Origin of the sequence: Curtobacterium salicis, assembly GCF_011759505.1 — a bacterium.
In the GTDB taxonomy this organism is placed as follows: domain Bacteria; phylum Actinomycetota; class Actinomycetes; order Actinomycetales; family Microbacteriaceae; genus Curtobacterium; species Curtobacterium salicis.
In genome coordinates this window covers 518,572-544,591 of the sequence record NZ_JAAOYO010000001.1, presented here as the reverse complement: position 1 = coordinate 544,591, position 26,020 = coordinate 518,572, and the positions used below count along the sequence as shown (strand labels likewise).

The following is a 26,020-nucleotide window of genomic DNA, read 5'->3' as shown; positions in this document are numbered from 1 at the left end:
GTCGGGGGAGAATGAGCACGTGGACACCCAGGGACAGCAGCCGCGGTGGCGGAAGACGTGGTCGATGGTGCAGGTCGGCGTGCTCGCCACGGCGGTGGTCGGCTGCATCGTGCTCCTGCTGACCGGCGACGGCACGCTGGACCGCGTCTACGCCGTCGCGCTCGTCTTCTTCGGCATCGCCCTGCTCGGGCACGTCACGTTCCTGGTCATCACGGCCCGGGCCGAGCGGGGACGCTGAGCGGACGACCGCGCACGCGCACACCCGCACCCTGCCAGGCTGGAGCCTCCATGGAACTCATCGCGCCCGAACTCGTCGTCGTGCTCGTGGTCGCGATCGCCGTCGCCACCGCCGTCTCGACCCGGTTGCGCGTCGCGCCCCCGGTCCTCCTGCTCGCCTTCGGGGCGGCGATCGCCTTCATCCCGGTGTTCGGCGAGGTCGAGCTGCCGGCCGACGCGGTGCTCCTGCTGTTCCTGCCGGCGCTGCTGTACTGGGAGAGCCTGACGATCTCGCTGCGGGAGATCCGGGCGAACCTCCGCGGCATCGTCCTGATGGGCACGCTGCTCGTCGTCCTGACCGCCGGCGGCGTAGCAGCCCTGCTGCACCTGCTCGGCATGCCCTGGGGTCCCGCCTGGGTCCTCGGCGCGGCGGTCGCCCCGACGGACGCCACCGCGGTGGGCGCGCTCACCCGGTCGCTGCCGCGGCGCAACACCACGGTCCTCCGTGCCGAGTCCCTGGTGAACGACGGCACGACCCTCGTCATCTACGGCATCGCGGTGGCGGTGACGGCGGGGGAGCAGGAGCTCACCGTCTGGAACGTCTCCGGCATGCTCGTGCTCTCCTACGTCGGCGGGATCGCGGCCGGACTGCTCACCTCGTGGCTCGGCATGCTCGTCCTCCGTCGGATCCACGCGGTCGTGCTCGAGAACCTGCTGACCCTCCTCGTGCCGTTCGCCGCGTTCCTCGTGGCCGAGGCGGTCGGCGCGTCGGGCGTCCTCGCCGTCGTGGTCGCGGGACTCGTCGTCAGCCAGGTCGCGCCGAAGCTCGACCGTGCCGAGACACGGCAACAGGTGCGCTCGTTCTGGTCCTTCGCGACGTTCCTGCTCAACGGCGCCCTGTTCGTGCTCGTCGGCATCGAGGCGACGATCTCGGTCCGGAACCTCGCCGGCAGCGAGATCGCGATCGGCCTCGGGCTGATCGGCGCGGTCTCGGTCGCCGTCGTCGTGCTGCGGTTCGCGTTCCTCAACCTCTCGTGGGGCACCATCCGTCTCGTCATCCTCCGGACGGGAGGCTCGCCCCGCGAAGGACACCGCGACCGGTTGGTCAGTGGGTTGACCGGGTTCCGCGGCGCGGTCTCGCTCGCCGCCGCCGTGGCCGTCCCGCGCGTGGTCGAGAGCGGTGGGGCGTTCCCGGACCGGGACCTCATCGTGTTCGTCACCGCGGGTGTCGTGGTGGTCACCATCGTCGGGCAGTCGCTCGTGCTGCCGGCCGTGGTGCGGTGGGCGGCGTTCGACGGCAGCGGCGAGGTGCTCGAGGAGCGCCGTTCGGCCGAGCGCACGGCGATCGAGACGGCGCTCGACGCGCTGCCGCGGCTCGCCCGGAAGACCGGCGCCGAGGCGGAGATCGTCGACCGGATCCGTGAGGACTACGAGGGCCACCTGGCCCTCGTGGAGGCCGAGGAGAGCGACGACGACGAGCACCCGCTGCTCGTGCAGCGCGGTGCGGCGGTCGAACTCGAGCTCGCACTCGTCCGGCTCAAGGCGGCGACCGTGCTGCGGCTGCGTGACCAGGGCGAGATCGACGACCTCGTCCTCCGCCAGGTGCGCGCCGAGTACGACGCCGAGGAGACCCGGCTGCTCCGGCTCGACCAGCGCGAGTAGCTCCGGTCGGCGGGAAGGCTGGATCAGCCGTCGGCTCGGAGGGTCCCTCGGACGACCGAGTCACCGGAGTGCGCGGGGTCGCCGTCGGCGGACTCGGCGGAGACGTCGACGACCGGGTAGCGGGACGGGTCCACGCCGGAGGGGACCGTGAACCGACCCTGGTCGCCGTCGAGGAACCCGACGCTGACGAGCCCGCTGAGGTCGGAGCGCATCATCCAGACCTCCCGGAGCGGGGCCGTGCCGTCCGAGGTCCGCGGATCGACGTCGACCACCAGGCTGAGTCGGCCGTCGGTGTCGCGTTCGAGTGCGGCGGTGCCGTGGGCGCCGGACCAGCCGGGGAGGGCGGCGAGCCGCGCCTGGGACACGACGGCGTCGGAGCCGCCGCCGGCACCGGTGCCGACGAGCGCTGCGGCACCGAACCCGACCACGAGGCCGGCGACCACCCCGGCCGCGGTGAGCAACGCGACGGTGCGGCGGCGGAGACCCGGACGTCGGCGGCGGACGTGGTCGTCGCCGGACGTCGGGCTCGGCGTCGCGGCCGGAGCGACCGCCGGTCCGACGACCGGCACCGCAGCCGGGCTCGGCCGCTGCGTCTCGTCGAAGCCGAGGTCCGTGGCGATCCGCTCCCACACCCGGGCCGACGGCGCGACCAGGTCGAGGCTCTGCGACGACCTGGCCACGGTGACGACGCGGCGCAGGTCCTCGAGCTCGCCGCGGCACCGGGCGCAGTCGAGCAGGTGACCGGCGGTCGCGTCGGTCGGGAGCGTGTCGCCGATGGCGAGCAGGGCGAGGGTCTCCTCGTCGATGTGGTTCATTCGGTCACCTCCAGACGTGTTCGGAGCCGAGCGAGACTTCGACGGATGTGGCTCTTCACGGTGCCGAGCGGCAGCCCGAGTCGTTCGGCGATCTCACGGTGGCTGAGTTCCTCGTAGAACGCCAGTCGCATCACCGTGCGGGGGACCTCCTCGAGCCGGTCGAGCTCCCCGGCGACCAGGACACGCTCGGCCAGTCCGTCCGTCGTGTCGTGGGTCGGCGGGACCGTGCGCTCCTGGTCGGCGACGGCCGAGGCGAGTCGGGCGTGCCGGGTCCGTTCCGCGAAGGCGTCGGCGATGCAGTTCCGTGTGATGCCGACGAGCCACGCGCCGAGCGGTGCCTGGTCGGGACGGTAGGTGTGTCGGCTGCGCCAGGCTCGGACGAAGACCTGCTGTGTGACGTCCTCGGCGGCGGCGACGTCGCCGAGGGACCGGAGCGCCAGCGTGTGCACCAGGGTCGACCAGCGCTCGTAGACCGCGCGGAGGACGGCTTCGTCGCCGGTGCCGAACGCGTCCGCCAGCGCAGCGTCGTCCCGGGCGCTGTCGTCGGTCTGGGTGCTGGTCACGGCGTCGTGGAGCCTTCCGGTGGCCGCTCGGGGCCCCTGCCCCGATGGTAGGCCGCCGGGGTGCGCGGTGGGGCGGATGAGTCGGTCGGTCACAGCGGTGTCGCGGTGACGACGAGGTTGCTGCGGTAGTGGTGGGTGCTGGTGTCGAACTCGCCGCCGCAGGTCACGAGCACCAGGCGGGGTGGGCCGTCCCGGTCGAAGACGCTCGACCAGGGGACCCCGGTCTTGGCCAGCAGGTCGACGGTCGCGACCGTGTAGTCCGTGGCCCGTCCGTCCGCGCCGGTGACCGTGACCGTGCTGCCGACGGCGACCGTGGCGAGCCGGGCGAACGGACCGACCCCGTACCCGACGGCGTCGACGTGGGCGGCGAGCACGGTGGACCCGGACGCCGAGGTCGGGGTCGCGCCGAACCGGTACCAGCCGGCGACGGCCGGGTCCGCGGGCAGCGCCATCGCCCCGGCGTCGTCCACACCTTCGGGCTGCACGGTCTGGTCGATGCCCAGGCCCGGCACGGCGACCCGCACCGGCGGCACCACGACCGGTACCTCGTCGGGCAGCGCGGCGTCCTGCCGGGGCACCGCGGTCGAGAACGCCGAGGGGACGGGCGTCGGGGTCGCGGTGGGGAACAGGTGCTCGCCGGGGACCCGATCCGCCGACGAGCACCCGGTCAGGAGGGCCGGGACGGTGGCGACGAGCAGGGAGATCGTCACCGCCGTCCCGACCCGGTCGCGCACGGTCAGCGCCGAGCCGATCGGACGCCGGCTGCACGGCGTCGGAGGCCGACGAGCGTCAGGGCGGCGAGCAGGACGACACCGCCGCCGATCGCCAGCGGAGCGCCGTCGGTGCCGTTCGTCGCGACCAGTCCGGCGTTGCCGGCCGGCACACCGTTCGGCGCACCGCCGAGGTCACCGATCGTCTGCGTGGCGAGCTCGAGGTCCTCGTCGTCGAGGCTGCCCCAGGCGTAGACGATCGTGGCGGATCCGGCCTGGACCGCGACGTCCGCCGGACCGATCACCGGGTCGGTGGTCCCGGTCGCCGCGACCGAGGCCGATACGGTGCCGGCGGGCAGGGTGAGGGTCTGCTCGTCCGGGTTCGACAGGTTCGTCACGACGGCCTTCCCACCGGCGAGGACGTCGACCGCGGGGGCCGCGGCGACGTGGCGGACGACGAGACGACCCTGCCCGGCGGCGACCGCCGAGGTGTCGTTCGTGAACACCGTGGCGGTGGGGCTGCCGTCCGCCTGCAGGTGCGCCACGGCCGTGGAGTCGCTGCCCGCCGCGAACGAGACGTCCACCGGTCCGATGACCGGCTTCGAGTCGTCGGTCGCGTCGCCGGCGGTGATCGTGAGGGTGTGTGCGCCGGCGGGGACCGTCATCGGGCCGGCGAGGGTCCCGGGGGTGAAGTCGTCGATGGCCCGGGCACCGTCGAGGTAGACGTCGACCGTGGTGTCCGGGACGGCGTGCAGGACCGAGAGCGTGGCGTCGCCGGCAGCTGCCGTGGCCGAGGTCGCCGGGATCGCGATCGCGATCGCCGCGAGCAGGGCACCGGCGCCGATGCCGGTGACGAGGTTCTTCCGCATGGTGTGCCTCCTGGTCGGCCCGGAGGCCGGGTCGGGTGGTGGGCGACGTCGTCGTCGTCCACCACCACTACCGGGGGCACCGCCCGTCCGGATGCACCGGGTCCGGAACTCGTCGCGTGGCTTACGGACGGCACCGGTCCGCCGATAGTGCGCACTGACCACCCACGGACGGGCGGTCGAACACCTGCCCCACGGACGGCGGCGGGTCGATCGAGAACCAGGACGGGCCATGATCGTCGTCACACGACTGAACGGCAGCGGATTCGCTGTGAACCCCGATCTCGTGGAGCGCATCCAGGAGACGCCGGACACGACGCTCATCATGGTCGACGGGGCGAAGTACATCGTCCGCGAGTCCCTGGCCGAGGTCATCGACCGCATCGCCTCGTACCGAGCGCGCATCGTCAGCATGGCGTACGGCACCGACCTCCCCGTCGGCCGCGACGCCACCGGTCCGCAGCCGACCCTCGCGGCGGTCGCTCCGCTCCGCACGCAGGACGGGGGGCGGTGACATGGACATCGCGACGATCGTCGGCATCCTCCTCGCCTTCGGCGCCCTCTTCGGCATGATCGAGATGGAGCACGTCGAGCTCGGCGGGCTGTTCCTCCCCGCGCCGATCCTGCTCGTGTTCGGCGCCACCATCGGGGCCGGGATCGCGAGCACCACGCTGAAGGACGCCATCGCGAGCTTCAAGGCCGCGCCCAAGGCCTTCACCGGCAAGGTCACCCCGCCGGCGTCCGTCATCGAGGACGTCGTGGGCCTGGCGGAGGTCGCCCGCTCGAACGGCCTGCTCGCCCTGGAGCAGGAGGCCGACAAGCACGACGACCCGTTCATGAAGAAGGCGCTGCAGAACATCGCCGACGGCACCGACGGCGACGAGCTCCGGATCCTGCTCGAGGACGAGATCGAGTCGAACGCCGCACCGATGCGCAGCGCGAGCTCGTTCTTCATGGGCCTCGGCGGGTTCGCCCCGACCGTCGGCATCATCGGCACCGTCGTGTCGCTGACCCACGTGCTCGCCAACCTCGGCAAGCCGGACGAGCTCGGCCCCCTCATCGCGAGCGCCTTCGTGGCGACGTTGTGGGGTCTCCTCACCGCCAACTTCATGTGGCTGCCGATCGGCGGCAAGCTCCGGAAGCTCGCACAGCTCGAGTCGGACCGGCAGACGCTGCTGATGGAGGGCCTCCTGGCCGTGCAGGCCGGCAGCCAGCCGCGGCTCCTCGGCGAACGCCTCACCGCGATGGTGCCGCCGAGCGCGCGGGGAGCCTCGGGCAAGGGCGCCAAGGCGAAGGCCGGAGCCGACGACCAGCAGCTGGCGGCCTGATCATGAGCGCCAACCCCCGCGGCCGCGGACGCGGTCGCAAGAAGGGCGGTCACGACGAGGCCGAACACCCGGACGAGCGCTGGATGGCCTCGTACATGGACATGATCACGGTGCTCATGTGCATGTTCCTCGTGCTGTTCGCGATGTCGACCGTCGACCAGGACAAGTACATCGCGCTGAAGAACTCGCTCGCCACCGGCTTCGGCGAGGTGAAGTCGCAGAAGGTCGACACCGCCTCCGGCACCGTCGTCACGAAGGACCAGGTCGAGGACGGCTCCGGCTACTCGGTCGACAAGGCGCAGGCCGACCACTCGACCGCGGCGTCGGGTGCGAAGGACACCAACGTCGACCCGGCCTCGACCGTCGTCCCGGCGACCGCGACCAAGGCGGACGTGAACGCTGCGCAGGCCGAACTCGACGACCTCAGGGCGATCGAGGCGGCGATCAAGGGCAACCTCGACAAGGCGGGGCAGTCGACGAACGTGCAGTTCACGGTCGACGCCCGCGGCCTCACGGTCCGGCTGATCGGCAGCGAGACGTACTTCGGCACGAACAGCGCCGACCTGTCCGACCAGGCGAAGCGGATCATGGACGCCATCGCCCCGGTGCTCCGCGGCGCCGACCACGACGTCAGCGTCGAGGGGCACGCCGACAGCCGCAACTCCACCGCCCCGTACGCCACGAACTGGGAACTCAGTGCGGCCCGCGCCACCGGGGTGCTGCGCGACCTGGTCGAGCGCGGCGGGATGCCCGCGGCGCGCATCCAGTCCGTCGGCTTCGGGTCGAGCCGGCCGCTCGCCACGGGCACCACCGACGGCGACCTCGCCCTGAACCGCCGCGTCGACATCGTGGTCCTGTCGAACGCCGACCAGGACGTCAGCGCCCTCATGCCGAGCCTCGCGAAGGCGCAGGACGGAGCCCGTTCCGGGTAGCACCGACCGTCGCCCCAGAAGAGGGGCCAGAGCTGACGGTCGTCCGCGGACGGCCGAGAGTACGACTCGTGACCGAGACCCTGACCGCGCCCGAGGTGTACGACTTCGCGCGTCCGTCGACGCTCGCGCGTGAGCACGCCCGGGTCCTCGAGCTCGCCTTCGAGACGTTCGCCCGGCAGTGGGGCACGCAGTTGACCGCCAAGGTGCGTGTGCTCAGCCAGGTCACGTGCGACCAGGTCGCGATGATGACCTACGACGAGTACGCCGCATCCCTTCCGGCCCTCACCGGCATGGTCCTGCTGCCCATCGAGGGCGTCCCGGCCAAGGGGGTCCTGCAGGTCCCGCTCGACGCCGCCCTCGCCTGGGTGTCGCACTCGCTCGGCGCCTCGAAGCCGCTGCCGACACCCGAGCGCACCTTCACCCCGATCGAGCAGGCCCTGGTGCGCCGGCTGGTCGAGGACGCGCTCGACGACCTCCGGTACTCGCTCGGCGGGCTGCTCGACCAGACGGTCACCGCGGGGGCGTTCCAGTTCAACAGCCAGTTCGCTCAGGCCGCGCAGAAGTCCGACCTGATGATCGTCGCCTCCTTCGGCATCCGGGTGGGGGAGCGCCTCGCCGCCGGGACCCTCGCGCTTCCCGCCGAGGCCGTCCTGCCGCAGCTCGTCGACCGACCCGCCGACGTCTCGACCGCCGACGCGAAGGCACTGCTCGACGCACAGCTCGCCGCCGTGCCGGTCGGCGTCTCGCTCCGCTTCGCACCCGCGACCGTGCTGCCGGCACAGGTCCTCGGCCTCACCGTCGGCGACGTCCTGCCCCTGCCGCACCCGCAGCACCGCCCGCTCACCATCTCCGTCGACGGTGAGCCCGTCGGCACCGCCGCCGTCGGCGCGAACGGCTCGCGGCTCGCGGGCGTCGTCGTCACCACCACCGCATCGGAGCCGTCCGCATGACCGTCGTCACCTCCACGCTGCACACGACCGCCGCCGAGGCGCTCGCGAACGCGCTGCCCACCGCCGTCCCGCTCGTCGCCGTCGTGCAGCCGGGAGGCCCGACGCCCGACCTGCAGGCACGTGCCGCGGACGCCGTGGTCGCCTCGTTCGTCGGTGGCGTCTCCGCGGACCTCGCCGTGGTGCTGCTCGACCTCACCGCCATCACGGCCGCGGGCGGCGTCGACTCCGGTCTCGTCTCCGTCGCCGACGTCCTCCGTCCGTCGCTCGAGGCCGCCGTCGCACCCCTCGGTGCGGGTGTGCTCGGCGAGGGCCGCCGCGACTCCGCCGTCGCGCTCGTCGCCGACCCGGAGGCCGTGGTGTTCGCCCTGACCGCCGCTGGGCAGCCGATGGGCTGGGTGGCGATCCGGATCCGCGAGAACGGCACCGTCGCCGAGCCGATCGTGGCCGCACCGGTGCCGTCCGCCGGCAACCTCGGCCGCATCAACAGCGTCGAGATGACCCTCACCGTCGAGATCGGCCGCACCCGGATGTCCGTGCGTGACGTGCTCGGCATGGAGCCCGGCGCCGTCGTCGAGCTCGACCGGTCGGCAGGCGCCCCCGCCGACGTGCTCCTCAACGGCCGGCTCATCGCCCACGGCGAGGTCGTCGTCGTCGACCAGGACTACGCCGTCCGCATCACCAAGATCCTCGACGTCGCCGAGACGGTCTGACCCGGTGGACACGCTCGTCATCGCGCTCCGCGTCGCGCTCTCCCTCGGCGTGGTGCTCGCCCTCATGTGGGTGCTGCACCGACGCATGCAGAAGGGGCAGTTCGGCGCGGGACGGACCCGGGGACGCCGTTCGGCGTCGCTCGAGGTCGTCGCCCGTCAGGGCATCGGCGGCAAGGCGAGCGTGGTCGTGGTGGACGTCGACGGGGAGCGGCTCGTCCTCGGCGTGGCCGAGCACGGCGTGACCCTCCTCACGAGCGGCCAGGCGCCCGCGCCGGAGCTCACGATCGTGACGGGTCCGGTCGCGCTGCCGACGGCGGACGCGTTCCGTGCGGAACTGGACCGGCAGGACGGGGCCGGAGCGAGCCTCCCGTCCGACACCGCCGCTGCCGTGACCGACGACACCCTGCCGCTGCGACCGCGCGGACGACGTGCCGCGCCCCGCACCGCCTCGGTCGTCCCGACCGCCGCGCAGCTGCAGGGTTCCGTCCTGTCCGTGGACACCTGGCGTCAGGCGGCGTCGGCGCTCCGCTCCCGGCGGACCGGGTGAGCGCGGCCCGCACGGGTCGGCTCCTGCTGCTCGTCCTGCTCGGCGTGACCGTCGTCGCGGGGTTCCTCATGCTCACCACGACCGGCGCGCACGCTGCCGGGGTCGTCCAGCCCACCGCTCCGGCGGCGCCGACCGCCCCGCCGACACCGTCGACCGGTGGCTTCAGCGTCGACGTCAACGGCCCCGACGGCACGCCGTCCTCGGCCGTCGTCACGCTCATCGGGATCACCCTGCTCAGCGTCGCCCCGGCGCTGCTGCTCATGATGACGTCGTTCACGAAGATCTTCGTCGTCCTCGCGATGACCCGGAACGCGCTCGGTCTGCAGTCGATCCCGCCGAACCAGGTGATCGCCGGACTCGCCCTGTTCCTGTCGCTGTTCGTGATGGCACCGGTCATCGGGCACGTCAACGACGACGCCCTGCAGCCGTACCTGGCCGGGCACCTCGACTTCCAGCAGGCCGTCGAGATCGGCACCAAGCCGCTCCGGACGTTCATGCTGCACCAGACCCGTGACGAGGACGTCGCCCTCATCACCCGGGCCGCCGGTCAGGCGAACCCCAAGCACATGAGCGACGTGCCGATGACCACCGTCATCCCGGCGTTCATCATCTCCGAGCTCCGCAGCGCGTTCATCATCGGGTTCGTCATCTTCATCCCGTTCCTCGTCATCGACCTCGTCGTCTCCGCGGCGCTGATGTCGATGGGCATGATGATGCTCCCGCCGGTGATGATCTCGCTGCCGTTCAAGATCCTGCTGTTCGTGCTGGTCGACGGCTGGGGGCTCATCATCACCTCGCTCATCGAGAGCTACCACGTTGTCTAGCCGCACCACGTCCGGGAGGCACGCGTGAACCAGCAGGCGGTCATCGACCTCACCCTCCAGGCGCTCCTCGTCGCCGGCAAGCTCGCCGCCCCCGTGCTCATCACCTCGCTCGTCGTCGGGTTCGCGATCTCGCTGTTCCAGTCCGTGACGCAGATCCAGGAGGTCACGCTCTCGTTCGTGCCGAAGGCCCTGGCCGTCGCCATCGCCCTGGTCGTCTGCGGCAACTGGATGATCTCCGAGATGATCGCGTTCACGCACGTGGCGTTCGACATGATCCCGAAGCTGCTCGGGAGCGGCTGATGGACCTCGTCGTCGACGCCGCCCGACTCGAGGGCACGATGCTCGCCGGGGTCCGGCTCGTCGCGTTCTTCGTCGTCGCCCCGCCGTTCTCCTACAAGGCGTTCCCCGGTGTGGTGAAGGTGATCCTCGGGCTGGGCCTCGCGATCGGCGTGGCCCCGAAGGTGACCGCCGGGTACGAGCAGCTCGACACGGCCGCGTTCCTCGTCGCCCTGGTCACGCAGCTGCTCGTCGGCCTGGTGCTGGGCTTCATGGTGTACCTCGTGTTCGCCGCCGTGCAGTCCGCGGGCGCCCTCGTGGACCTGTTCGGCGGGTTCACGCTCGCGCAGGCGTACGACCCGCAGTCCCAGGTGAACGGTGCCCAGTTCACCCGGCTGTTCCAGATGGCGTCGCTCGCGCTGCTCTTCGCCTCGGGCGGCTACCAGCTCATCATCGGCGGCCTGGTCCGCTCGTTCGACGGTGTCCCGCTCGTGGGCGGTCGGTTCCCGGTCGACGGCGTCGCCCCGATGCTCATCGCCGCGTTCGGGCAGATGTTCCTGGCCGCGCTGCAGATCGCCGGGCCGCTCGTCGTCGTCCTGTTCCTCGCCGACGTCGGACTCGGCCTGCTGACCCGCGTCGCCCCCGCGCTCAACGCGTTCCAGATGGGCTTCCCGATCAAGATCGGCCTCACCGTCCTGTTCGCCGGCGCGCTCTTCATGGCGCTGCCGAGCGTGGTGTCCTCGCTCACCGGCGACGCCGTCCAGGCCATCACGGGCAGGGGGTGACGACGTGTCGGACAGCGGAGAACGCTCCGAACAGGCATCGCAGAAGCGGATGCGCGAGGTCCACCGGAAGGGCCAGCTCGGCCGGTCACAGGACCTCAGCGCCTGGATCGGCATCGCCGTCGCCGCGCTGATGATCCCGTCGACCATCGGGCACGCCTCGTCCGCCGGGCAGCAGCAGCTCCACGCGGTGACGCTCGTCATCGCGGACCCGAGCATCGGCACCATGCGGCACGTGCTCGACGACGCCCTCGCCTCGATCGGTAGCACGGTCGGCCCGATGCTCGGGGTGGTCGCGGTCGCGGTGCTCGCCGTCGCGGTCGCGCAGGGCGGGGTCCACATCAAGAAGCTGACCCCCGAGCCGGACCACTTCGACCCGGTGGCCGGCGTCAAGCGGGTGTTCGGCACCCAGGCGCTCTGGAACGGGCTGAAGGCCCTGCTGAAGACCGCGGTCGTCGGACTGGTGCTCTGGTTCGCCGTCCAGGGACTCGTCCCCGTCCTCATGTCGAGCGGGTCCCTGCCGCTGACGAGCGTCCTCGAGGCCGCCGGAGCCGGCGCGGGCACCCTGCTCCGGGCCGCGATCGCCGCCGGGCTGGTCCTCGCCGCCCTCGACGTGTTCGTGGTCGTCCGCCGGAACCGCAAGCGCACGATGATGACCAAGCGCGAGGTCAAGGACGAGAACAAGCAGGCCGAGGGCGACCCGCTCGTGAAGTCGCAGCGCCGTTCCCGACAGCTCGCCGCCAGCCGCAACCGGATGATCGCCGCGATCGGGACCGCCGACGTCGTGATGACCAACCCGACGCACTACGCCGTCGCGATCCGGTACGAGGCCGGGAAGTCCGCGCCCCGGGTCGTCGCGAAGGGGGCCGGTCCGGTCGCGGAAGCCATCCGGCAGAAGGCCACCGAGGAACGCGTGCCGATGGTGCAGGACATCCCGCTCACCCGTGCGCTGCACGCGGCGTGCGAGCTCGGCCAGGAGATCCCGGTCGACCTCTACACGCCCGTCGCCCGTGTCCTGTCCTTCGTCATGACGCTCGCCGCCCGCGGGGCCACCGCCGGCACGCACACCCCGCCCCGTCCCACCACCCCGGAGGAGGTCGCCACCGTGCTCGACCCGACCACGCTCAGCGGCGACGTCCGCCCCCGGAAGCTCCGGACCCCGCGTCCCGTCACCGACAACACTCCCGGAGAGGCCCTCCCCGCATGAAGCGCGCCGACCTGCCGAAGTTCGCCGTCCCGGTGCTCATCGTCGGCATCATCCTGCTGCTGATCCTGCCGGTGCCGCCGTTCCTGCTGGACGTGCTCATCATCTGCAACATCCTGCTGGCGCTGGTGATCCTGCTCACGACGCTGTTCGTCAAGAAGCCCCTCGACTTCTCGGTGTTCCCGTCGCTGCTGCTCGTCGCGACGTTGTTCCGGCTCGGGCTCAACGTCGCCTCGACCCGTCTCGTGCTCGCGCAGGGGTTCGCGGGCGACGTCATCCAGGCGTTCGGGCACGTCGCCGTCGCGGGATCGGTCATCATCGGCGCGGTGATCTTCCTCATCCTCGTGGTGATCCAGTTCGTCGTCGTCACGAAGGGCGCCGAGCGCGTCGCCGAGGTCGGCGCACGCTTCACCCTCGACGCGATGCCGGGCAAGCAGATGGCGATCGACGCCGACCTCAACGCCGGGCTCATCACGGACGTCCAGGCCAAGGAGCGTCGCGCGGCGGTGTCCGCCGAGGCGGACTTCTACGGCGCCATGGACGGTGCGTCGAAGTTCGTCAAGGGCGACGCGATCGCCGGCATCCTGATCCTCGTCATCAACCTGGTCGGTGGCATCGCCATCGGCATGCTGCAGAACGGCATGTCGATCACGGACGCGCTGTCGCACTACGGCATCCTCACCATCGGTGACGGCCTCGTGTCCCAGATCCCGGCGCTCCTGATGGCCGTGTCGACCGGCATGATCGTCACCCGCTCCGGCGCCGAGTCCGACATCGGCACGTCGGCGTCCGACCAGCTGTCGCAGTCCCGTACCGCGCTGATCATCGCCGGCGCGGCCGCGATCGCGATGGGGTTCATCCCCGGCATGCCGATCCTGCCGTTCCTGCTCATCGGCGCGACCCTGCTCTTCACCGGGTGGCGGATCGGGCAGAACGCCAAGCGCGCCGCGGCGTCGGCCGCCGAGCAGCAGGCCATCGCGGCGGCCGCGCCCGCGAGCGACACCCCCGAGGACCTCCTCGAGCAGATGCGGGTGCACGCGCTCGAGATCCTGCTCGCACCCGATCTCGTCGACATGGTGTCCGGCGCCTCCGACGACCTGCTCGGCCGGGTCCGGGCCCTCCGCCGGAAGATCGCGATCGACATGGGCGTCGTGGTCCCGCCGGTCCGCACCCGCGACAGCATCGACCTGCCGCCCGCGACGTACGCCATCCGGATCGCCGGGGTCGAGGCGGGCCGGGGCACCGCGCCGGCCCGGAGCGTCCTGGCCCTCGGCGAGCAGCTCGACGGCCTGCCCGGCGACCCGACCGTCGAGCCCGTGTTCGGCCTGGCGGGCAAGTGGATCCCCGCCGAGCTCCGGCACGCCGCGGAGATGACCGGCGCGACCGTGATCGACCGGGTGTCCGTGCTCGTCACCCACCTGCAGGCCGTCATCGGCGACAACGCCGCGCGCCTGCTCACCCGCGAGGACGTCAAGGTCCTGACCGAGGGGGTCAAGCAGGTCAACCCCGCGGCCGTCGAGGAGCTCGTCCCGGGCATGCTCTCGATGGCCGAGCTGCAGCGCGTCCTGCAGGGGCTGCTCGCCGAGCGGGTTCCGATCAACGACCTCGGCCGGATCTGCGAGGCGCTGACCCTCCGCGCGAAGGTCTCCACCGACCCCGAGGGTCTCGTCGAGTCGGCACGTGCCGCGCTCGGCCCGGTGCTCGCCGCCCGGCACCTCGACGGCACGGTGCTCCGCGTGATCATGATCGACCCGGTGCTCGAGCAGGCGATGCTCGAGGGACTCCGACCGTCCGAGCAGGGCAGCCAGATCCTGCTCGACGCGCACCGCATCGAGCAGGTCCTCGGTTCGGTCCGCGACTCGGTCCGCGCCGTCGAGGACCAGGGACTGTCTGCCGTGCTGGTGTGTGCGCCGCAGCTCCGCCCGGCCGTGCACCGCATGGTGTCCGCGCAGGCGAACGGCCTGCCGGTGCTGTCGTACCAGGAGGCCACCGCCGCGGGCTCCACCATCGAGACCGTGGGAGTGGTCCGTGCCGCCGATCCGATCGCAGCGTAGCGGCGCCACGCTCGACGAGGTCCGCGCCGGCGTCCTCGCCGAGTTCGGCCCCGGCGCGCGCATCGTCTCGGCCGAACGCGTCACCACCGGTGGCGTCGCGGGGCTGTTCCGGAAGGCGCACGTCGAGGCCGTCGTCGAGGTCCCCGACCCGCTCGACCCGCCGACCGCGCGCGTCGCCATCGCGTCCTCGCCGGCCAAGCGGGTCGGGATCGCGGCGCTCCTCGCCGACGCCGAGGCGGCCGAGTCCCGCATCGCCGAGTCCGACGGCACCGCCACGACCCGGGCAGACGCCTTCGCGTCGGTGCTGGACGGCTTCGCGTCGGACGGGCTGGCCCCGCCGCGCCGGACCGGCGCCCGACCAACGACGGCCGAGCCGGGCCTCCCGTCCGCGACCGACGGCGCCGTCGCGTCCGTGACCAGCCTGCCGGGAGGCCCGGAGCCCGACCCGTGGGCCGACCTCCGTGCCGAGCTGGTCGCCCCCGGAGCCGCCGGCGCGGCCTCCGGCGCGCCGGCCGCGCCGCCGCCCGCCCCGGCCGTCCGTTCCGCGGACGGCGACCTGGTCCTGCTCGTCGGCCGGGCCACCGACGTGGACGCTGCCGCCGGGGTCTTCGCGAACCGGCACGCCCTCCGCGCCACGGCCGCCTCGGACCGACGGAGCGGGATCCTCGCCCGCGCCGACGCGGTCCGGGACGGCGTGGCACTGCTCGCCGTCGCCGCGTGGACCGACGTGGCGACCACCGCGTCGCTCGCGCCGGACCAGGTGTGGGTCGTCGTCGACGTCGGCCGGAAGCACGAGGACGCCGTCGCGATGCTGACCGCCGTGGTCGAGGTCGGGGTCCCGATCGCCGGGGTGCTCGCGATCGGCGCCGAGGAGACCGGCACCCCGGACACGGTCCGCCTGCTCGGGGTCCCGGTCCGCACGCTCTGACCGGGATAGGCTGGTCCGGTGCTGGTACTCACGCGGAAGGTCGGCGAGCGGATCCTCATCGGTGACGACATCGTCATCACGGTGCTCGACTCCCGCGGTGACGGCGTGCGCATCGGGATCGATGCCCCGCGCGGTGTGAAGATCCAGCGCGAAGAGGTCGTCCGGGCCGTGGCCGAGGCGAACGTCGCCGCCGCTGCCGGAGCCGACGACGACGCCGAGGCCCGCCTGCGCGCCGCCCTCGGCGCCCCGCGGCCCCCCGCCGCCGACTGAGGCGCGGCAGGGCGCCGTCCGGCTGTCCGGCGCGCGCCTACGGGCGGGGCTTCTTCTCCTGCTCCGGCAGCCGACCCGCGGCACGCTCGGCGGCGTACCAGGCACGGGCCTCGTCCTGTCGGGCCTGCTCGGCACCGGCCGCGATGGGGGAGCGGACGTGCGCCGGCTCGTACCCGAAGGACTCGATGAGCTGCGGGACGACCGGGCGGATGCGGGCCACGAGCCGGTCGACGTACGCCGACACCGCCCGGGCTCGCTGCGCCGAGAGGCGACCGTGCAGCAGGTGCCAGTCGAGGTGCTGCTCGACCAGCCCGAGGGCGAACAGGTCCCGCAGCCAGACGAGCACCGTGCGGGTGTCGCCCGGCGGGACGTCCGCGATCGCGTCGGTGAAGGCGTCCCACTGCATGAGTTCCGCGTGCGCCTTCGACGCCTCGATGAGCTCGTGCTGCGACCGGTTGAGGAGCACGGCGGCACGGGCACGGTCCTTGCCGGCGGTCCGCAGTCGCATCCCGATCTCGGTCACCATGGTCTCGACGCGCCCGGCCAGCAGCGCACGCTGCGTGCCGGCGTCCTGCAGGTCGGCGACCGAGGCCGCGAGCGAGCCGCGGTCCGACACGGTCTGGCCGAGCCGACGGAGACCCGTGGCGTCCGCGAGCTTCGACCCCACCTGGGTCGCGACGAACTTCGCGGTGGACACGGCGTCACGCGGCGCGGCCTTCCGGAAGTCGGTGAGCAGCCGCTTGCCGACGAGCTGCAGCAGGACCGTGTTGTCGCCCTCGAACGTCACGTAGACGTCCAGGTCGGACCGGAGGCTCGTGATCCGGTTCTCGGCGAGGAACCCGGCGCCGCCGGTCGCCTCACGGCACTCCTGCAGCGTGTCGAGTGCCGACCAGGTCGACATCGACTTGAACGCCGCCGCCTGGGTCTCGAGGTCCTCGCGGCGCTCCGGGGTGTCGGCACGCCCGCTGAACACGTCGTCGAAGGTCTGCAGCAGCTTCTCGTGGGCGAAGGACTGCGCGAACACGGTCGCCAGACGCGGGATCAGGCGGCGCTGGTGGCGGCCGTAGTCCAGCAGGACGCCCTCCTGCCCGTCGCCGGTCGGGAACTGCCGACGCTGCATCGCGTACGTCAGGGCGATCTGCAGCCCGACCTTCTGCGCGACGACCGCGGCTCCGTCGAGCGACACCCGACCCTGCACGAGGGTGCCGAGCATCGTGAAGAACCGACGGCCGGGGGACTCGATGGGCGAGGAGTACGTGCCGTCCTCGGCGACGTCGCCGTAGCGGTTGAGCAGGTTCGTGCGGGGGATCCGGACGTGGTCGAACCACAGCCGTCCGTTGTCGATGCCGTTGAGGCCGCCCTTGACGCCGTCGTCCTCGCCGCCGACACCGGGCAGGAAGCCGTCGTCGTCGCGCAGCGGGACGTAGAACGCGTGCACGCCGTGGTCGACGCCCTGCGTGACGAGCTTGGCGAACACGACCGCGGCCTTGCCGTGCAGGGCGGCGTTGCCGATGTAGTCCTTCCACGCGCCGCGGAAGGGCGTGTGCACGACGAACTCCTGCGTCTCCGGGTCGTAGGTCGCGCTCGTCGCGATGTTCTGCACGTCCGAACCGTGGCCGGTCTCGGTCATGGCGAAGCAGCCGGGGACGTCGAAGGCGATGATGCCGGGCAGGAACTCGCGGTGGTTCCGCTCGGTGCCCAGGTGGTGCACGGCGGACGCGAAGAGCCCCCACTGCACGCCGGCCTTGATCTGCAGCGACGGGTCGGCGACGGTGAGCTCCTCGAACGCCGCCAGGTTGCCGCCGTGGTTGTCCTGGCCGCCGAACTCGGCCGGGTAGGGACGCTGGATCGCGCCGGCGTCGACCAGGATGCGGAGCTGGTCGAAGACCCGGGCGCGGTGCTCGGCGATCGGCTGGCCCTCGATCTTGTGGAGCGCGGGGTCCCCGGCCAGGCGACGCGAGATCCGGCGGTCCTCGGCCCAGCGACCGAGCAGGTGCTCGGCGAGCAGGTCGACGTCGATGCGGACGTCCGTGTCCGTGCTGCCGGTCGGCGTACCGGCTGCCGGGTCACCCGTGGCGTCGGCCTTCGGCGCGCTGCCGGAGTCCGGTGCGCCGGGTGCGGCGGGGCCGGTGCTGCTCGCACGGCGGTCGGTGCTGCTGCGGACTGGTGCGGTGTCGACCATCGGGTGCCTCCTGGACTGCGCGGTGGACGGACCACGTCACTGCGACGTCGGTCCGACCGGACCAGCGTAGGCACCCGTGTTGCGGATGGCATGACAGCCGTCCGAGGGCGACAACCGGTCCGGCCGGCGGTGCGACGGCGTTCGTGGGAACCCTCCAAGACCCGCCCGGGGCATCCGTCGGGACCCTGGTGGCGATTCGGCACGACCCTCGTCCCGGGGGCACACTGGCCGGCATGTCGAGCACCACGAAGCCAGACCGGCGCGGCAGCGGGCGCACCTTCTTCGGGCAGCCGTTCGAGCTGTCCACGCCCTTCGCCGTCGAGCTCTGGGAGCGCTTCTCCTTCTACGGGATGCAGGGCATCGTCCTGCTCTACATGTACTACTCGCTCTCGCGGGGCGGCCTGGGCATCGACCAGGGGGTGGCGAACGGCATCATGGGCGCCTACGGCGGTGCCGTGTACCTCTTCACCATCCTCGGCGCGTGGATCGCCGATCGCCTGGTCGGGGCCGACCGCACGCTGTTCGGCAGCGCCGTCGTTGTGATGCTCGGGCACATCGCGCTCGCACTGCTCCCCGGGGTCGGGGGCATCGGGGTCGGCCTCGTCCTCATCGCGCTCGGGTCCGGCGGGCTCAAGGCGACCGCGACGACGATCGTCGGCTCGCTCTACTCCCGCGACGACCCGCGGCGCGATGCCGGCTTCTCGCTGTACTACCTCGGCGTGAACCTCGGTGCGTTCGCCGGGCCGCTGCTCACGGGGCTGCTGCAGTCGACGCTCGGCTTCCACTACGGCTTCGGGCTGGCCGCGGTCGGCATGGCCGCCGGACTCGTGCAGTACGCGATCCGCCGCCGGAACCTGCCCGACGCGGTGCAGCACGTCACGAACCCGCTGCCGCGGTCCCGTCGGCCGCTGGCCGTCGTCGTGGCGGTCGTCGGACTCGTCGTCGTCGCGATGGCCGTGCTCACCGGGGTGCTGAACGTCGCCACGCTGCCGGTCGCCGTGGTCGCCGTGGTGGTCGTCGCGACGATCGCCTACTTCGTCGTGATCCTGTCGAGCGGCCTGAGCGCCGACGAACGCTCGCGGGTGTTCGCGTTCATCCCGCTCTTCATCGGCAGCGCGGTGTTCTGGTCGCTGTACCAGCAGCAGTTCACGGTCGTGACGGTCTACGCCGACCAGCGCCTGGACCGCGACCTGTTCGGCTTCTCGATGCCGGTGTCGTGGGTGCAGTCGATCAACCCGATCATGATCATCGTGCTGTCCGGCGTCTTCGCAGCCATCTGGACCCGCCTCGGCGACCGCCAACCGTCCACCCCGACGAAGTTCGGACTCGGCACCGGGATCATGGGCGTGGCGTTCCTGCTCTTCCTGCCGTTCGTCGGCACCGGGCAGAACGGCACTCCGCTGCTGGCCCTCGTCGGCATCCTGCTCGTGTTCACGGTCGCGGAACTGCTGCTGTCGCCGACCGGGCAGTCCGTCGCCACGAAGCTCGCGCCGCCGAAGTTCCAGACGCAGATGGTGGCGCTGTTCTTCCTGTCGGTGTCGCTCGGCACGGCGATGACCGGCGTGCTCTCCCGGTACTACGACCCGCGCCACGAGGCGCCGTACTTCACGGTGCTCGGCCTGGTCGCCGTCGCGGTGGGCGTCGTCCTGCTCGTCCTCGCCCGACCCGTGCTGCGACTCATGCGGGGCATCCGCTAGCGGCGCGTCACCGTGCACCGAGCGCGCGCCACCGCACGTCGGACAGGCACGGTCCGGTAGCCTTGTGGTCAGCTGAACAGCACCGGATCACGAGGAGTCACCCCCATGCTCGAGCTCATCGCAGGCATCATCATCGGCATCGGCGTCCTCGGCGGGTTCGGCACGTGCCTGGCCTTCGCCGCCATGATGAAGTCCGGCTCCGAAGAGTACTGACCGGTCAGGACGCTCCGGCGTCCACGGTCTCCGGCTCCAGCGGGACCGGCACCAGCTGACGACTCAGGACGGTCGCGCGCTCGAACGGGCCGCGGCCGTCCGTCGTGTACGCGGGCTCGTCGAACTCGACGACCCAGGCCACCCGCACACCGGCGCCGGCGTACCCGGCGAGTTGCGCGCCTCCCGGAGCGACGATCAGCCCGATCGGGTCGTCCGCCCACTGGTCGCCGCGGTCCGACGGGACCACCCGCACCACGGCACCGATGCCGAGGACCGGGACGTCCGACGGCACCGCGCCGGAGGCGTCGTCGGGGGCAGCAGGGCGGGGAGCGCGACGTCCGAACACGCGTCGACCCTACCGCCGACCCCGGGCAGCGCCCCGGGACCGGACCCGGGCACGCCGCGGGCGCGTCAGTCCCGCCGGATCTCCGTCACCGACGAGTACCCGGTGTCCGGGTGCTTCCGCATGGACAGCAGCCGCTCCATCGACGGCTCCAGGGCCGTCACCTTGTCGAGCGGCGCGCTCACCACCAGCTGGAACCCGAGGCGCAGCCAGGCGGTGACCGCACGGCCGGCGAACTCCGAGTCGGCCTTGATGAACGCCTCGTCGAGGAACACCGGTGCGAACCTCGGGCGTGGACGGGTCTCGTCGCCGAGCTGGTACCGCAGCGCCGCACCCACGATGAACGCCACGAGCTCCTGCGTCTCGCCACCGGACTTGTCACCGAGGGACGAGTAGACGCCGAGGTCGTCGCCCGCGGTGTCGTAGCGGACGGCCGTGATCTCCATGTGCCGACGCACGTCCAGGACCGCGTCGCGCTGCGTGGTCCGGCCACGCGGGGACTCCGGGTCGGGTCGGATCACCGCCATGAACCGGCGCAGGCGTCGGAACCGGGTCTCGAGGACGTCGTCCGTCAGCTCGGTGTCGACCGACGCGGACAGGGCACGGAGCTCCCGGCGGAACTGGGTGACGTCCTCGCGGGTGACCCGGCGGATCACGATCTTCAGCCGGTCGCGGTTCGCGCCGAACGGCAGGTCGCGCAGGATCTCGTTGACGGGCTCGAGCCGCTCCTCGATCTCGACGACGGCTCGGTCGAACGCGCCGGAGAGCGGCACCAGGTCCTCGCCGCTCCACTGGGACAGCCGTCGACGCCACTCACTGCGCCGGGCGTGGAGGCCCGTGGCGACGATCTGGTCGAGGATCGCCCGGTAGTCCGGGTACGACGCGACCCCGGTGCCGAGGTTCGGGTCCGGCCAGGCGTCCTGGTAGCGCTCGAAGGTCGTGATGAGGGCCACCGAGGCAGTCGCGGCGCCGTCGAGGGCCTGTGACAGCCGCTCCTCGAGTCGCCGGCGGAGGCGCTTGGTCGCGTCGTCGAAGCCGTCCACGCCGTCGGGAGCCCCGACCTCGTCGAACGCCTCGGCGAGCAGCCGTCGCTGCTGCTCGTCCGGCAGCCGCTCCGGGGCCTCGGTGAAGCGCTCGAGGATCTCACTGGCCGCGTCCTGACCGTCGACGAGCACCGCGTGCCGTTCCTCGAGCCGCTTGACGCTGAGCCGTGCCGCGGACCGACGGTCGCCGGCCTCGTCGAGAGCGGCGCGGAGCCGTGCGACGGACTCCCGGAGCGTCCGCAGCCCGTCGTCGGCGGCGAGCAGCGCCTGGCGTTCGTCCTCCAGACGGGCGAGCGACGCGTCGGCACCGGCCACGTCGACCGCGTCCCACGTGACGTCCACGCGGTGCTGGTGCGCGGTGCGGAGCGCGTCGAGCACGGCCAGGTCCTGCGCGATGTCGGTGCGGCGGGCCTCCAGGGCGGTCAGGTCCGCGGAGATCTCGGCGAGTTCGGTCTCCACGGAGCGGACCCGGGACTCGTTCGTGAAGCCGATGACGTTCGCCTGGCGACGGTCACCGTGGGCACCGCGGCGGCCGTCGCGGAGCTGCCCGGCGACGGTGACGCGGCGGCCGCCACCACCGAGGTCGGCGGCGTCCTCGACGCAACGGGCGTCGATCCGGTCGGACTCGATGCGCTCCCGCACCCACGTGCTGAACGGCGACGGCTTGATCGCGAGCTTGCCGGACACCATCGATCGGTCGCCCGGCAAGTCGAGGTGCGGGCCCATCGGCACGCCCTCGAACTGCACCCGCACCGGCAGGCGCAGCGAGTCGATCGCGGCGCTGAAGTCGTCCAGGCGGTCCTCGTCGACGAGGAGGGTCCGGGCGACCGGGGCCAGCACGGACTCGATCGCGGTCCGCCACTGCTCCTCGGCGGGCAGGACGTCGAGCAGCTCGGCGACGAAGGGCACGTCCGCCGGATCGAGGCCGGCAGCCCGTGCCATCGCGACCCGGGCCTCGTGCATCGGCAGCGGCATCGCACCCTGGCGGTGCTCGAGCGACCGACGTTCCTGACGGAGGGTCCGCTCGCGGTCGAGGAGCGGGTACTCCTCACGGGTCAGGGCGTCGCGGCGGCCGTCGAGGTCGTCCCGACGGGCGCTGTACGTGCCGAGGAACTCGTGGCTGGCGCGCTGGGCCTCGGTGAACTCGGCCTCGGTCGTCAGCGGTTCGCCGAGGGGAGCGGTGCGCTCGTCGAAGACCTCGCGGGTGCGGGCGACGGCGGCACGCTCCCGGGTCCCGCGGTCGATGCGGTCCTCGAGCTGCGTGAGCGCGTTGCCACCCGAGTCGCGCAGCCGGGCCTCGGCGTCACGGAGCTCGACCTCCACCGCGGCGTGCCGGGCCGAGGCGGCCTCGACCTCCGCGCGCGTGGCGGTCCGTTCCCGGGTGTTCCGCTCCACCTCGAGGTCGAGCAGCTCCCGCTTCCGGGACGCCGTCCAGTGCGCGAACGGCGAGACGTCGGCGCCGGTCGCGATGCCGTCGAGTGCAGCGGCGGCCGCACGGGACCGCTCGATCTCGTCGTGCAGCTCGGCGATGGGGGAGAGGATGCGGACCTTGCGCTCCTCGGTGTCCATCGCCTCGTACGCCTCGTCGAGGGCGGCGAAGTGCGCGAGGGCGCGGTCGGCCGCCTCGTACGTGCCGGGGGTCTCGAGCACGAGGGACTTGTAGAGGGCGTCCACGGTCGGCATGTGCTGCCCGGCCTGGATGCGGGCGAGCAGGCGCATCGCCCGGTTGCCGCCGCCCGAGTCGCCGATGCCCAGCCGGGTCTGCAGCGTGTACGCCAGCTCCTGGTACGTGTCCCGGATGACGAGCCCCGGGACCCGCCCGGTGAGCTCGAGGTGCGCGAACCGGGAGGGCACGAAGTCCTCGAGGCGGCGCAGGTCGAACACGTCGTCGACGGTCGCCATGGTCATCTGGATGTCCGCCACACCGCGGGCGCGGCGCGGCACGATGTAGGCGCGGAGGACGGTGAACCGCCGCTCGTCGTCGTTCCGGAACGTGACGGCGACGGCGCCCCAGGTGGTCTGCTCGTCGCCGCGGAGCGTGACGTCCTCGAGCGCGCCCGTCTCCGGGTCCCGTCGGGTGTCGACCTTGCCGCGCAGGTAGGTGAGCAGGTTCCGCTGGTCGGCGCTGCGGGCCCGTCCGGTGGTCGCGTCGTTCGAGGCGCCGTTGAACGGCACGTCGGACGGCATCATGACCGCGAGGTACGCGTCCATCAGCGTCGACTTGCCCGTTCCGGAGGCGCCGGAGATCAGCGTCGCCGTCCCGGAGAGCTCGACCTGGCGGTGGCCCTGGAAGCCGCCCCAGTTGATGACCTGCATGGACTCGGCACGCCACTGCGCGACCGTGTCGAACAGGGCGGGGATGCCCGTGGTGTCGGTGTCGACGGTGCTCACGCGCGGTCCTCCTCGGTGTCGTCGGCGTCGGTCTCGGTGTCCGGCTCGGTCTCGTCGGGTTCGGTCACGTCGACCGGGAGGCCCGGCTCACCCCCGTCGGTCGCCGCACCGCCGTCCGTGGTCGCGTTCCGCAACGCGGTGGTGCTCGTCAGCCACCTGTCGAGCTCGACCAGACGCTCGAGGGGCAGGAGGACCTCGATGACGCTCGCGATCCGGAAGCGGTCCGGGTCGGAGGTCTTCAGCAGCACCCGGGCCGTCACCAGCCGTTCGATCGCCTTCGCCACGCGGGCCTCGTCGCGGGTGCGGTCGGTCGCGGTCGCCGGCCGGAACCCGGACACGTGCCCGAGGATCTCGGCCCGGTCCACGACCACCTGGTCGGGGCCCGGTCGGGCGTCGGCACGCAGACGCATGCGCAGGTAGACGAGGACGATCGTCTCCTCGCGGGTGTACGGGGCATCGCGGAGCAGGGTCGGGAAGCCGCGCCGGGTGCTCTCGGACCGGGCCTGGCGCTTGAAGGCGACCTCGCGGTCCCGGTCGACGTGGAGTTCGAGGAAGAGGTCGTTGAGCCGCGACCGCAGCTGGTGTTCGGCGTCCAGGACGGCACGCCACTCGTCCGCGTGCGTGCGGGCGCTGACGTAGGGGTGTCGGAGCAGTGCGACCAGGGCGCGGCGCTGGGGTTCGTCGAGTCGGCCCTCGTCGCCCTCGAACAGCGCGAACGTGCTCTCGTCGCGCTCCGGTTCACCGGAGGCGTCCTCCGGTCCACCGAAGACGTCGACGGGACCGTCGTCCACCGAGGTGACCTCGTCGTGGACGGGTGCTGGCGTCGTGTCGCTCACCGTGCCTCCTGGCCGGGTTCGTCGTCGGGGTGCGGTGCGTCGCCCGCCGGGGCGAGCGCGGCGGTGGGCATGTGGAAGGTGACCGGCTCGCCGTCGGGCCGGACCGTGCGGTGCGGCGCGGCGGCGGCGGCCGCCTCGAAGTCGTCGTGTCCGGTGAGCAGGTGGGCGAGTCCGAAGAGCTCGACGGGTCGGCGCTGCTCGGCGGGCAGCGCGTGGAACGCGTCGACGCTCGAGCCGGTCGCGGCACGGGCCAGGACGTCGCGCAGTTCGGCGAGCAGCGGACCGCCGTGGCGGCGGAGTGACTCGACGTCGATGTCCTCGAACACGTCGTCGTCCGGCTCCTCGATCGGCGGCGGCACGGACTCGGCGTCCGGGTCGTAGAAGCGTTCGCGGAGCGTGCCGACGGCGGCGGACGGGGGCAGCAGGCCGAGCGGGACGCGATCACGTGCCGAGCCGGCGTCCATCCAGGCCGCCAGACCGCGGTTCACCGAGCGGAGGACGGCGTCGAGCTCGCGGTCCCGGACGACGTCGTGCGCGACGATCTGGTCGCGCAGCGTCGCGGTGAGCATCCGGCGCTGGGCGAGGACGTCCTCGATGCCCTGGCGGAGGATGCCGACCGTGCCGCGGAAGGTCCGACGCTCGGTCGGGCTGAGGGAGCCAGCGAACGGGTGCTCCAGGATCGTGGTGATGTCGTCGCGGAGCCGGAGGAGCAGCGCGTCGTCGCGCAGGAGCTCGAACGCCCCCTGGAACGCCCGGCCTTCCGGCGTGGACTCCATCAGGTTGTCGGTGCGGGCGAGGTAGTCGTCGAGGATCTCGCCGATCGGGCGGACCTCTTGCCGGAAGTCCTCGACGATCTCGCGGTGCATCGTCGCCACCGCCTCCTCCACGCGCTTGAAGTCGCTCGGCAGCTGGCGGATCAGGTCGGTGAGGTTCGTGTAGCCGTCGCGCATCCGGTCCTCGTCGACCGTGACGACCTCGTCGCCACGGGCCAGGCGGTCGCGCTCGGCCTGCAGTTCCGCGATCTGGGCGTCGAGCCGGCGGACCTGGGTGTCCCGGTCGGGCTCGGCGCGGGCAGCCCAGCGGTGCACGGCGTCGACGATCATCGTCAGTCGGCTCTCGCTGATGAGCGCGCGCTCGGACGACAGGGCGTCGATGAGGCTCAGCGCTTCGAGGGCGTGACTCGTCAGGCTGTACTGCTCGTCGCCGTCGGGGGAGTTGGAGCGGACCAGCCACTGCGCCGCCACCCACTCGCGGCAGAGCGAACGGCCGTTCGGACGCGGAGCCTCGCCGGCGGGGAGGTCACCGGTCGTGGAGTCGCTCGCCGGCACGCGCGCACCCGTCGCCTGCAGCCGGGCGACGTGCTCCTCGACCTGCAGGTGCATCCGGTCCGCGGGGACGTACTGGACGTCCCGGTCGAACACCGTGCGGAAGACCGAGACGACGGCGGCACTCGTCGGACGCGACATGAGCCGGAGCGTCGGACGGTCGAGCACCTGGCGGACCCGGGCGAACTCGAGGTCGACGTCGGTCATGCTGCCCCTGGTGGTCGGTCGGGTCGTGTGGTCAGGTCGTGTCGTCAGCCCAGTCGTGTCATGAGCCCGTCGGGGGATGCAAAGAGCCCGACGCGGTGGCGTCGGGCTCTTCGGGTGTTTCGACTGCGGGTGTTTCGACTGCGGGT

At 72.4% G+C, this 26,020-nt stretch carries 25 protein-coding genes; 16 read left to right on the top strand and 9 right to left on the bottom strand.

Annotated elements, in window-relative coordinates; all coding sequences use genetic code 11:
* Window positions 1-19: 19 nt before the first annotated feature.
* On the top strand, window positions 20-238 hold the full coding sequence (locus E9228_RS02595; protein ID WP_166779023.1) for a hypothetical protein: 219 nt from the start codon (window positions 20-22) through the stop codon (window positions 236-238).
* 50 nt (window positions 239-288) lie between these two features.
* On the top strand, window positions 289-1,878 hold the full coding sequence (locus tag E9228_RS02590; RefSeq protein WP_166779022.1) for a Na+/H+ antiporter: 1,590 nt from the start codon (window positions 289-291) through the stop codon (window positions 1,876-1,878).
* Between the two features lie 23 nt (window positions 1,879-1,901).
* On the opposite strand, the gene E9228_RS02585 is transcribed toward E9228_RS02590, so the two are convergent.
* The 4 genes from E9228_RS02585 to E9228_RS02570 all read right to left on the bottom strand — a co-directional run bounded on the left by E9228_RS02585 (window position 1,902) and on the right by E9228_RS02570 (window position 4,835).
* A complete protein-coding gene (locus tag E9228_RS02585) occupies window positions 1,902-2,693 on the bottom strand; it encodes an anti-sigma factor (protein ID WP_166779021.1) in 792 nt (263 codons plus the stop codon).
* Window positions 2,690-3,256, bottom strand: a complete 567-nt coding sequence (locus tag E9228_RS02580; protein WP_166779020.1) for a sigma-70 family RNA polymerase sigma factor — start codon at window positions 3,254-3,256, stop codon at window positions 2,690-2,692. Before E9228_RS02580 ends, E9228_RS02585 begins: the two co-directional genes overlap by 4 nt.
* Before the next feature lie 89 nt (window positions 3,257-3,345).
* The gene (locus E9228_RS17480) at window positions 3,346-3,990 is read right to left on the bottom strand and encodes a class F sortase (RefSeq protein ID WP_341849734.1); all 645 of its coding nucleotides are present in this window, start codon (window positions 3,988-3,990) and stop codon (window positions 3,346-3,348) included.
* 2 nt (window positions 3,991-3,992) lie between these two features.
* Window positions 3,993-4,835: a DUF4397 domain-containing protein gene (locus tag E9228_RS02570; protein WP_166779019.1), complete on the bottom strand. Its 843-nt coding sequence runs from the start codon at window positions 4,833-4,835 to the stop codon at window positions 3,993-3,995.
* Window positions 4,836-5,064: 229 nt separating this feature from the next.
* On the opposite strand from E9228_RS02570, the gene E9228_RS02565 reads away from it, so the two are divergent.
* The 13 genes from E9228_RS02565 to csrA all read left to right on the top strand — a co-directional run bounded on the left by E9228_RS02565 (window position 5,065) and on the right by csrA (window position 15,637).
* On the top strand, window positions 5,065-5,346 hold the full coding sequence (locus E9228_RS02565) for a flagellar FlbD family protein (protein WP_166779018.1): 282 nt from the start codon (window positions 5,065-5,067) through the stop codon (window positions 5,344-5,346).
* A gap of 1 nt (window position 5,347) precedes the next feature.
* Complete coding sequence (locus E9228_RS02560; RefSeq protein ID WP_166779017.1) at window positions 5,348-6,160, top strand: motility protein A; 813 nt, start codon at window positions 5,348-5,350, stop codon at window positions 6,158-6,160.
* Window positions 6,161-6,162: 2 nt separating this feature from the next.
* On the top strand, window positions 6,163-7,092 hold the full coding sequence (locus E9228_RS02555) for an OmpA/MotB family protein (protein ID WP_166779016.1): 930 nt from the start codon (window positions 6,163-6,165) through the stop codon (window positions 7,090-7,092).
* Between the two features lie 68 nt (window positions 7,093-7,160).
* On the top strand, window positions 7,161-8,042 hold the full coding sequence (locus tag E9228_RS02550) for a FliM/FliN family flagellar motor switch protein (protein ID WP_166779015.1): 882 nt from the start codon (window positions 7,161-7,163) through the stop codon (window positions 8,040-8,042).
* Window positions 8,039-8,752 (top strand): flagellar motor switch protein FliN, encoded by a 714-nt coding sequence (gene fliN / locus E9228_RS02545; protein ID WP_166779014.1) that lies wholly within the window; start codon window positions 8,039-8,041, stop codon window positions 8,750-8,752. The genes E9228_RS02550 and fliN overlap by 4 nt, the downstream gene beginning before the upstream one ends.
* A 4-nt stretch (window positions 8,753-8,756) precedes the next feature.
* Window positions 8,757-9,299, top strand: a complete 543-nt coding sequence (locus E9228_RS02540) for a flagellar biosynthetic protein FliO (protein ID WP_166779013.1) — start codon at window positions 8,757-8,759, stop codon at window positions 9,297-9,299.
* Window positions 9,296-10,123, top strand: coding sequence for a flagellar type III secretion system pore protein FliP (gene fliP / locus E9228_RS02535; RefSeq protein ID WP_166779012.1), 828 nt, complete (start codon window positions 9,296-9,298; stop codon window positions 10,121-10,123). Before E9228_RS02540 ends, fliP begins: the two co-directional genes overlap by 4 nt.
* A 24-nt stretch (window positions 10,124-10,147) precedes the next feature.
* Window positions 10,148-10,423: a flagellar biosynthetic protein FliQ gene (locus tag E9228_RS02530; protein ID WP_110902510.1), complete on the top strand. Its 276-nt coding sequence runs from the start codon at window positions 10,148-10,150 to the stop codon at window positions 10,421-10,423.
* A complete protein-coding gene (locus E9228_RS02525; protein ID WP_166779011.1) occupies window positions 10,423-11,184 on the top strand; it encodes a flagellar biosynthetic protein FliR in 762 nt (253 codons plus the stop codon). The genes E9228_RS02530 and E9228_RS02525 overlap by 1 nt, the downstream gene beginning before the upstream one ends.
* Window positions 11,185-11,188: 4 nt before the next feature.
* On the top strand, window positions 11,189-12,388 hold the full coding sequence (locus E9228_RS02520) for an EscU/YscU/HrcU family type III secretion system export apparatus switch protein (protein ID WP_166779010.1): 1,200 nt from the start codon (window positions 11,189-11,191) through the stop codon (window positions 12,386-12,388).
* Window positions 12,385-14,439, top strand: a complete 2,055-nt coding sequence (locus tag E9228_RS02515; RefSeq protein ID WP_166779009.1) for a flagellar biosynthesis protein FlhA — start codon at window positions 12,385-12,387, stop codon at window positions 14,437-14,439. The genes E9228_RS02520 and E9228_RS02515 overlap by 4 nt, the downstream gene beginning before the upstream one ends.
* Entirely contained in the window at window positions 14,414-15,367 is a 954-nt protein-coding gene (locus E9228_RS02510) for a hypothetical protein (RefSeq protein WP_166779008.1), read from the top strand. The genes E9228_RS02515 and E9228_RS02510 overlap by 26 nt, the downstream gene beginning before the upstream one ends.
* Window positions 15,368-15,385: 18 nt before the next feature.
* Window positions 15,386-15,637, top strand: coding sequence for a carbon storage regulator CsrA (gene csrA, locus E9228_RS02505; protein ID WP_111044175.1), 252 nt, complete (start codon window positions 15,386-15,388; stop codon window positions 15,635-15,637).
* A gap of 37 nt (window positions 15,638-15,674) precedes the next feature.
* On the opposite strand, the gene E9228_RS02500 is transcribed toward csrA, so the two are convergent.
* Complete coding sequence (locus E9228_RS02500; protein WP_166779007.1) at window positions 15,675-17,819, bottom strand: acyl-CoA dehydrogenase family protein; 2,145 nt, start codon at window positions 17,817-17,819, stop codon at window positions 15,675-15,677.
* 233 nt (window positions 17,820-18,052) lie between these two features.
* On the opposite strand from E9228_RS02500, the gene E9228_RS02495 reads away from it, so the two are divergent.
* On the top strand, window positions 18,053-19,516 hold the full coding sequence (locus E9228_RS02495; RefSeq protein WP_166779006.1) for a peptide MFS transporter: 1,464 nt from the start codon (window positions 18,053-18,055) through the stop codon (window positions 19,514-19,516).
* A 217-nt stretch (window positions 19,517-19,733) separates the two neighbouring features.
* On the opposite strand, the gene E9228_RS02490 is transcribed toward E9228_RS02495, so the two are convergent.
* The 4 genes from E9228_RS02490 to E9228_RS02475 form a co-directional block, all read right to left on the bottom strand.
* Window positions 19,734-20,075, bottom strand: a complete 342-nt coding sequence (locus E9228_RS02490) for a hypothetical protein (protein ID WP_166779005.1) — start codon at window positions 20,073-20,075, stop codon at window positions 19,734-19,736.
* 65 nt (window positions 20,076-20,140) lie between these two features.
* On the bottom strand, window positions 20,141-23,506 hold the full coding sequence (locus E9228_RS02485; protein ID WP_166779004.1) for an SbcC/MukB-like Walker B domain-containing protein: 3,366 nt from the start codon (window positions 23,504-23,506) through the stop codon (window positions 20,141-20,143).
* Window positions 23,503-24,342 (bottom strand): DUF4194 domain-containing protein, encoded by an 840-nt coding sequence (locus E9228_RS02480; protein WP_166779003.1) that lies wholly within the window; start codon window positions 24,340-24,342, stop codon window positions 23,503-23,505. The genes E9228_RS02485 and E9228_RS02480 overlap by 4 nt, the downstream gene beginning before the upstream one ends.
* Entirely contained in the window at window positions 24,339-25,874 is a 1,536-nt protein-coding gene (locus E9228_RS02475) for a DUF3375 family protein (protein ID WP_166779002.1), read from the bottom strand. Before E9228_RS02475 ends, E9228_RS02480 begins: the two co-directional genes overlap by 4 nt.
* Between the last annotated feature and the right edge of the window lie 146 nt (window positions 25,875-26,020).

Bases quoted from the DNA above. Each gene is read 5' to 3' on its own strand.
- E9228_RS02590 (WP_166779022.1), top strand. From the start codon at position 289: ATGGAACTCATCGCGCCCGAACTCGTCGTCGTGCTCGTGGTCGCGATC.
- E9228_RS02585 (WP_166779021.1), bottom strand. From the start codon at position 2,693: ATGAACCACATCGACGAGGAGACCCTCGCCCTGCTCGCCATCGGCGAC.
- E9228_RS02570 (WP_166779019.1), bottom strand. From the start codon at position 4,835: ATGCGGAAGAACCTCGTCACCGGCATCGGCGCCGGTGCCCTGCTCGCG.
- E9228_RS02565 (WP_166779018.1), top strand. From the start codon at position 5,065: ATGATCGTCGTCACACGACTGAACGGCAGCGGATTCGCTGTGAACCCC.
- E9228_RS02560 (WP_166779017.1), top strand. From the start codon at position 5,348: ATGGACATCGCGACGATCGTCGGCATCCTCCTCGCCTTCGGCGCCCTC.
- E9228_RS02555 (WP_166779016.1), top strand. From the start codon at position 6,163: ATGAGCGCCAACCCCCGCGGCCGCGGACGCGGTCGCAAGAAGGGCGGT.
- fliN (WP_166779014.1), top strand. From the start codon at position 8,039: ATGACCGTCGTCACCTCCACGCTGCACACGACCGCCGCCGAGGCGCTC.
- E9228_RS02525 (WP_166779011.1), top strand. From the start codon at position 10,423: ATGGACCTCGTCGTCGACGCCGCCCGACTCGAGGGCACGATGCTCGCC.
- E9228_RS02515 (WP_166779009.1), top strand. From the start codon at position 12,385: ATGAAGCGCGCCGACCTGCCGAAGTTCGCCGTCCCGGTGCTCATCGTC.
- E9228_RS02500 (WP_166779007.1), bottom strand. From the start codon at position 17,819: ATGGTCGACACCGCACCAGTCCGCAGCAGCACCGACCGCCGTGCGAGC.
- E9228_RS02495 (WP_166779006.1), top strand. From the start codon at position 18,053: ATGTCGAGCACCACGAAGCCAGACCGGCGCGGCAGCGGGCGCACCTTC.
- E9228_RS02475 (WP_166779002.1), bottom strand. From the start codon at position 25,874: ATGACCGACGTCGACCTCGAGTTCGCCCGGGTCCGCCAGGTGCTCGAC.